Here is a 6,649-nt window from a genome sequence, read left to right as displayed (position 1 = left end):
GAAGTTTTGACAATACGTTTAACTAATAGGGGGTGTAAAAATGAGAACATTTCTAAGTAGGGGAATACGGGCACTATTTTACAATAAAATAGATGATGTACCAACAATGGACCATTATTCACAACTTAGCAAAATAGCAATGGGAGCTATAATGGCAGCTTTGGCAGTTATATTTCAATCTGCGGGTATATTTATTGGATTCGGATACGTGTTAAGTATGTTAGCTACATGGCCAATGATTATCGCTGCATCGATCTCATTTCAAATAGGGATCTTATCCTATGTAACCACGATTTTTCTGCTTGCGATTATTCAACCGAGTGAGGTATTAGTGTTTTCATTTACAACAGGTCTGTTAGGAATAAGTATAGGATACGGATTAAGAAAAATGAAAAATGTATTTAAAGTCATGCTTTTTGCTGGCGGTACAATGTCACTTGGAATTATTGTCTTAATTTCTTTATTTCAATTTCCAATCTTGGGTCCATCGGTAAATTCATTAGGGTTAGGAATGTTAGGCAGTTTATCCTTATTTTCATTATTGTATAGTTGGATATGGATTAAAGTTAGTCTGATTGGAATGAAGGTTTTACAGAAAGCAATGCCTGAAAGAAAACCATCTGTTTATGATCGCGAAGGTTGAGAATATAAGAGAGCCTCTAAAAAAGAAGCTCCTTTTTTGCGATTTTAAATAGAGTTTTTACATAGTGAAGTAGTAAGGTCCAAGTATATTGATATACAAATGGTAAAAGGACCTCTTATACTTGAAGAAGTTTAAGTTTGTTGGACTTCTTATTTAAGAGTATCTATAATTAATAGAATAGTAGGTATGCTTTACAAAAGGTGGGTTTATAGTGGGAAATGAAAACATTAATATAAAGGGACTTCAGTTTGAGTGGGATGTACAAAAAGGGACTTTTCAATTTGAGGGACAAGAAGCCGTTCTTTTTTGGATATCTACAGCTATGAAGTCTTTTTTTGATACAATCGAAGAAATTTCTGGTGCGGAAGCATCGAGCTTAGTGTTCGAGACTTCAGGATTTCGGCAAGGGTTGGTCGTTGGTGATTACTTTGAAAAAATGAAAGATTTAAGTGTAGAAGAGGCAGCAAAATCCATTACATCTACGTATGCTTCAGCGGGTTGGGGACAGATTGAAATAAACGATCTTAACTACGAAACGAAAACATTAACAGCTCACCTTAAAAATACGTGGGAATATAAAATTAATGTGGCTCAGAATAAAAAGCAGGAAGGTAAGTTTCTTCCTGCACATTTTGCAGGTATATTCACGGGATTGTTCGGAACAAATATTTGGTATGAAGTTGTCCAACAACAGCTTGATGGTCACGAATACAGTATTATTAACTATTATCCATCAGAAATCAGTATCACACAAAATATCCATCAATTAGCCCGGAAGAAAGAATCGGAACAAATACAGCAACTAGAAGAACTTGTCGAAGAAAAGACAAAAGAACTAAAAGATCTCGTCAAACAGCTTTCTTCTCCAATTATTCCTGTTCTTGAAGGAATTGTGGTCGTACCGTTAATTGGAAAATATGAGGTAGATCGTGCTGAAGAACTGATTACAAATACTTTAAATAATCTACCTTCACACAAAGCTAGTTATCTTATTTTAGATTTAACTGGTCTTGATAACGATATTAGTGAGCAAACAGCAAGCTTAATAGAAAAGATCGGCTCTGCTTCTTCGTTAATTGGTTCTAAAACAATATTAGTTGGAATTAATCCAGAATTAAGCCTGATCATCTCTCAGTCAGGAATGAATTTCTCACAGTTTGATTGCTTTCAATCGTTACAACATGGAATACATTTTGCGCTAGGGCAAATGGGGAGAAGAATTCTATAAAGGTTTCTAAAGAGGCATGCTGCTGCATGTCTCTTTTTAATGATTTTAAAAATGGATTGTAATCTATATAACATCAAATAGAGTTTTGTCGTTTCTGTTCATGAACGAAAAAACTCAGAGTGGCGGGGATCGAAATGACGTTCATTGTGGGTATGAACGACAAAAACCAAGTTGGTCAGTACCCAGTTTGTTGTTCATCCACTTATTAAACGAAATTTCATAGTTACACTGTTACGACCTAATCTTTATCTAAAAAGAGTGGAAAAAAAGAATAATTAGCCGATATAACAACTAGACTACTAAATCTTATTAAGAGGTTATGAATATGTTTTATTTACCTAAGTCAGACAACGTGTATTTACTTGAAGGGGAATATTCATCATTAATTGTTCTTTTATCTATTGTGATTGCATGTCTAGCAGCTTATACTGCACTTTCTATGAATGAGAGAATTCAACAAAATAGTTTTTTTAACAGAAATGTGTGGCTTACTTTGGCATCTTTTGCAATGGGGTTAGGTATTTGGTCTATGCATTTTATAGGGATGAGTGCACTAAAACTTCCTGTTTCAATGGAATATGATCTTGTCACAACGATTATTTCTATTTTTCCTGCTGGCTTTGCATCATACCTTGCGTTTTACATTGCCAATAAGAAAACTAAGAGTCAATGGTCTTACATCATTTCAGGTATTATTATGGGGCTGGGTATTTCCTCCATGCATTATGTGGGAATGTCTGCAATGAAAATGGAAGCTCAATACATTTACAGACCGTGGATTTTTACTGCGTCAATAGTAGTAGCTATCGTAGTATCTTACGTGGCACTTTATATTTTCTCAACGATGCAAAGACTGATTAAGAATCAGATCGTTAAGATTATAACGTCTATTATAATGGGACTAGCAGTGGCAAGCATGCACTATACAGGTATGGCTGCAGTAATCTTTTATACGGATGTTCCAATACCTTCGTCTCATATGCACCAGATGGATTTTACTCTCCTAATTGTTTGTATAACTGTTGGAATTACGATCACCTTTGCCTTTTCTGGACTATCAAGTCTATTGGATCGTTATGTAGAGTATCGACTTAACTATTTTGATGCATTAACCATATTACCAAATAGACGACAGTTTGAAAAAAAATTAAATTCATCCATTTCAAAAGGGAGTTTAGCTATTATCCATCTTCATGGGCTAGAAAAATGGAATAGTGGTTACGGGTATTCTTTTGGAGACAGAATTATAAGAGATGTTAGTGAGACAATTATTGGATTTAAGCCTGAAATGGCGGAGTTATATCGAATTGAAGGAAATCGCTTTGCTATATTAACAGTAACGCAAAGCTATAAAGATTTTAAGGCAAGTATGGAAAAGTTAACTTCTTCTTTAATGAATCCAGTTGTCATTGATAACCAACAACTTGTTGTCGAGGTAGTTTGCTCGCTTTCAACATGTTCTGATGAAAATGAATCAAAACAACTATTTGCAAATGCAATGGCAGTATTGCAACACCCCTCATTAGAATATAAACATCAGGTAATTGAATATGATCCTTCCATTCATAAATATTCTTTTGAAAAAGGTATCATCCAAGATATTGAAAAAGCAATGGAAGAAGATGAGCTATATATTGTTTATCAGCCAAAGGTAGGATCTGAAAAGGAAAGCTTAGGTGCAGAGGCATTATTACGTTGGAATCATCCTGTTCATGGATTTATATCTCCCGGATTGTTCATACCTTTACTTGAAGAGAATGGGAAAATTATAGATGTAACGGATTGGATTATTGAAAAAGTCTGCGAGCAAATGTCCCATTGGGTATCAGAAGGCTATCCTATTAAAGGAGTTTCTATTAATATTCCAGGACAATATATTACATCTCAACGATTAATGGATGTATTAAAAGAAAGTGTTGCTAAGTATGGAATAGACAGTCATCAACTTGAGCTAGAGATTACAGAAACAAGTGTGATCAAACATTATTGAAAATGCGATCATTTCGATAGGTGAGTTTCGGAAATTCGGGTTTAATATTGCCCTTGATGACTTTGGGACAGGTTTATCTTCATTGTCTTATTTAAAAAGACTGCCAATTACAACAGTGAAAATTGACAAATCGTTTGTAGACGGAGTACCAGAGTATGAGAAGGATTCTGCAATTATAAAAGCGATTATTGTTTTATGTCATAGCTTAAATATGAAGGTGGTTATTGAAGGTGTTGAAACAGAAGAACAAATTGCCTTCTTAACATGTATGCCGGAAAAGCCAGGAATTCAAGGATATTATTATTCACCACCTCTACAAAAAGATGACCTTATTAAGTGGGTGCAAGAATTTTATCATGTAGAAAAAGTGGTGAATTGAAAAAAGGCGTTCTCGAATTTGTTAGGGAACGCCTTTTTTGCCTGCTATAGACCACACTTACTAGTTTTGTTAGTTCGTTGGTAATAAGCAGTTTTAGTGAAGTAAAGCATCTATTTCATCAAGAGGAGGGAGCATCTATGAACAGAAAAAAACGTTCACAAATAAGGGCAATAGCTTTTGTTGTTGCTTATATATTTTTATATTATTTGTGGATCATCTTAATGAACAATAATACTAAATTTATCATAATGATTGAAAATATTTTTCAAATTGCAGCACCAATAATAGTAGGTTTTTGGATTTTTAAGCAATATCTTATTATTAAGACGAAAATAAGATTTTTTTGGCTTTTGTCTTCGCTTGCTTCATTTTGTTTTGCAGTTGGAATGATATTGTTTAGAATCGGTATTACTTTTGAATTCAGCAATGCTTATACAGGAATTTCTAACGTCTTTTGGATTACAAGTTTATTTCTATATTTAGGTGCACTAATCTATGCTAATTCACTAAACAAAAGTTCATCTAAAACCGTTCAATATATATTCGATATTATTATTGTAATGGTTGTCGCTTCTTCAATAAGCTATCATTTTATAATTGATCCAATTATAAAATCTTCACTTGAGCAGGGACTTCTATTTACAGTCTTATATGTTGGCTATCCTATTGGCAATCTAGCCATGTTGTTTGCTATATTAAGTTTCTATTATTCTTCAACCTCGATTTTTCCAAGAAAGATCTTTATTTTTAGTCTAGCTGGTTTTACGACTTTATTATTTGTAAATATGATGTTTTTATATTTATCAATTAATAAGTTGTATGCTACGGGGAGTTTATTTGACCCCTTATGGTCTATAGCGATCTTACTTGCTGGGTTAGGGTGTTTTTATAACGAAGAAGTTGATGAGGAATCTATTGGTGTAGAAGAAAATGTATATCAACATAGTAGATTTCAAGATTTACTTTCTTTAAAACTTACACTTCCATATATAAGTGTGATCATTATCTTTGCTTTTATGATTTTTCAAAGTGAACTAATAATCAACAGTATAGTCATCGGTGCTATTTTATCAACATTACTCATCATTATTAGACAAGTGTTTACTCTCGTCCAAAATAATGAATTATTGCTTAAATCACAAGGGTTAAATAAAGAGTTAGAAACCAAAGTTAATCAACGAACCAAAGAATTGTATTGTAAAAATCAACAGCTAGAAGAAACGATTAAAAAAGTTGAGTATATAGCTTATCATGATAGTTTAACGTCTTTAACAAATCGTAGATTTTTTGAGGAAGCTCTTCAGAAAGCAATTAAAGAAGCGCAGAAAAGTGGTCAGGACTTAGCTATTTTGTTTATAGATTTAGATAGATTTAAATTTATTAACGATACATTAGGTCATACAGTTGGAGATAAATTATTACAAGCTGTTGCGGAGATACTTAAAGAAAATGTTGGAGAGAAAAACATCGTGTCTAGACAGGGTGGAGATGAGTTTATGATTATGCTCAATAACACATCACGTGCTGAAGCTACTGAATTAGCCCAACAAATAATCACTGAACTTGAAAAACCTATTCATATTAATGGGAATGAACTTTATATTACATCAAGTATTGGAATATCAATGTTTCCCGCAAATGGAATAGAAGTGGATGAATTAATAAAAAGAGCAGATACATCCATGTATGTAGCAAAAGATAAAGGTAAAAATCAATATCAGTTTTTTGATGAAAGCATGGATGAACATGTTACAACAAAGCTTAATATAGAAAACGGACTTAGAAGAGCCATTGACCAAAACGAACTTAGTCTTGCTTATCAACCTAAAATTGATCTTAAGACCAAATCAGTTACTGGTGTAGAAGCACTTTTAAGATGGAGGAATCCTCAATTTGGTTATATATCACCAGCTACTTTTATTCCAATTGCAGAAGAAACAGGGCTAATTATTAAATTAGGAGAATGGGTACTGAAAGAAGCATGCATGCAATTAAAAAAATGGTATGATCTAGGATTAAGCTCTCTCACTATATCTGTAAACGTTTCAGGTATACAATTTCTTCAAAAGGACTTTGTAGAAAGAATTGAGAAAGTACTTGAAGAAACGTTAGTAGACGCATCACATTTAGAATTAGAAATTACAGAAAGTACAATGATGGATACACAGCAAGTACTTCCAATCTTAAAGCGCCTTAAGCAATTAGGTATAAAAATTTCAGTAGATGATTTTGGTTCAGGATACTCCTCCTTGAGTCATATCAAGAAACTACCAATTGATATTCTAAAAATTGATCAAATGTTTATCCAGGAAATTGACAATGAAATAAGTGATGTTGCTATTGTTTCAACCATTATAACTCTTGCAAAAAACCTTTCTCTTACTGTCATCGGGTAGTGTCAAAAGATTT

Annotated in this window: 5 protein-coding genes; all 5 read left to right on the top strand. The window is 33.1% G+C overall.

Features of this window, described 5'->3' with window-relative positions; translation table 11 throughout:
• Positions 1–40: 40 nt before the first annotated feature.
• The 5 genes from COD11_RS26260 (at position 41) to COD11_RS26240 (ending at position 6,636) form a co-directional block, all read left to right on the top strand.
• The gene (locus tag COD11_RS26260) at positions 41–643 is read left to right on the top strand and encodes a YybS family protein (RefSeq protein WP_098799804.1); all 603 of its coding nucleotides are present in this window, start codon (positions 41–43) and stop codon (positions 641–643) included.
• Between the two features lie 208 nt (positions 644–851).
• Positions 852–1,871, top strand: coding sequence for an STAS domain-containing protein (locus COD11_RS26255; RefSeq protein WP_098799803.1), 1,020 nt, complete (start codon positions 852–854; stop codon positions 1,869–1,871).
• Between the two features lie 325 nt (positions 1,872–2,196).
• A complete protein-coding gene (locus COD11_RS26250) occupies positions 2,197–3,861 on the top strand; it encodes a sensor domain-containing diguanylate cyclase (protein WP_176551262.1) in 1,665 nt (554 codons plus the stop codon).
• Positions 3,854–4,240: an EAL domain-containing protein gene (locus COD11_RS26245; RefSeq protein WP_098799801.1), complete on the top strand. Its 387-nt coding sequence runs from the start codon at positions 3,854–3,856 to the stop codon at positions 4,238–4,240. Before COD11_RS26250 ends, COD11_RS26245 begins: the two co-directional genes overlap by 8 nt.
• A gap of 137 nt (positions 4,241–4,377) precedes the next feature.
• The gene (locus COD11_RS26240; RefSeq protein WP_098799800.1) at positions 4,378–6,636 is read left to right on the top strand and encodes a DUF4084 domain-containing protein; all 2,259 of its coding nucleotides are present in this window, start codon (positions 4,378–4,380) and stop codon (positions 6,634–6,636) included.
• Positions 6,637–6,649 lie beyond the last annotated feature (13 nt).

The organism is Bacillus sp. AFS040349, assembly GCF_002577655.1.
GTDB lineage: Bacteria > Bacillota > Bacilli > Bacillales > Bacillaceae > Metabacillus.
Note: the sequence above shows the minus strand (reverse complement) of the source record. Positions and strands in the feature narration are given on the sequence as shown.

Excerpts from the sequence above, each read along its gene's own strand:
- COD11_RS26260 (WP_098799804.1), top strand. The coding sequence starts at position 41 with ATGAGAACATTTCTAAGTAGGGGAATACGGGCACTATTTTACAATAAA.
- COD11_RS26250 (WP_176551262.1), top strand. The coding sequence starts at position 2,197 with ATGTTTTATTTACCTAAGTCAGACAACGTGTATTTACTTGAAGGGGAA.
- COD11_RS26240 (WP_098799800.1), top strand. The coding sequence starts at position 4,378 with ATGAACAGAAAAAAACGTTCACAAATAAGGGCAATAGCTTTTGTTGTT.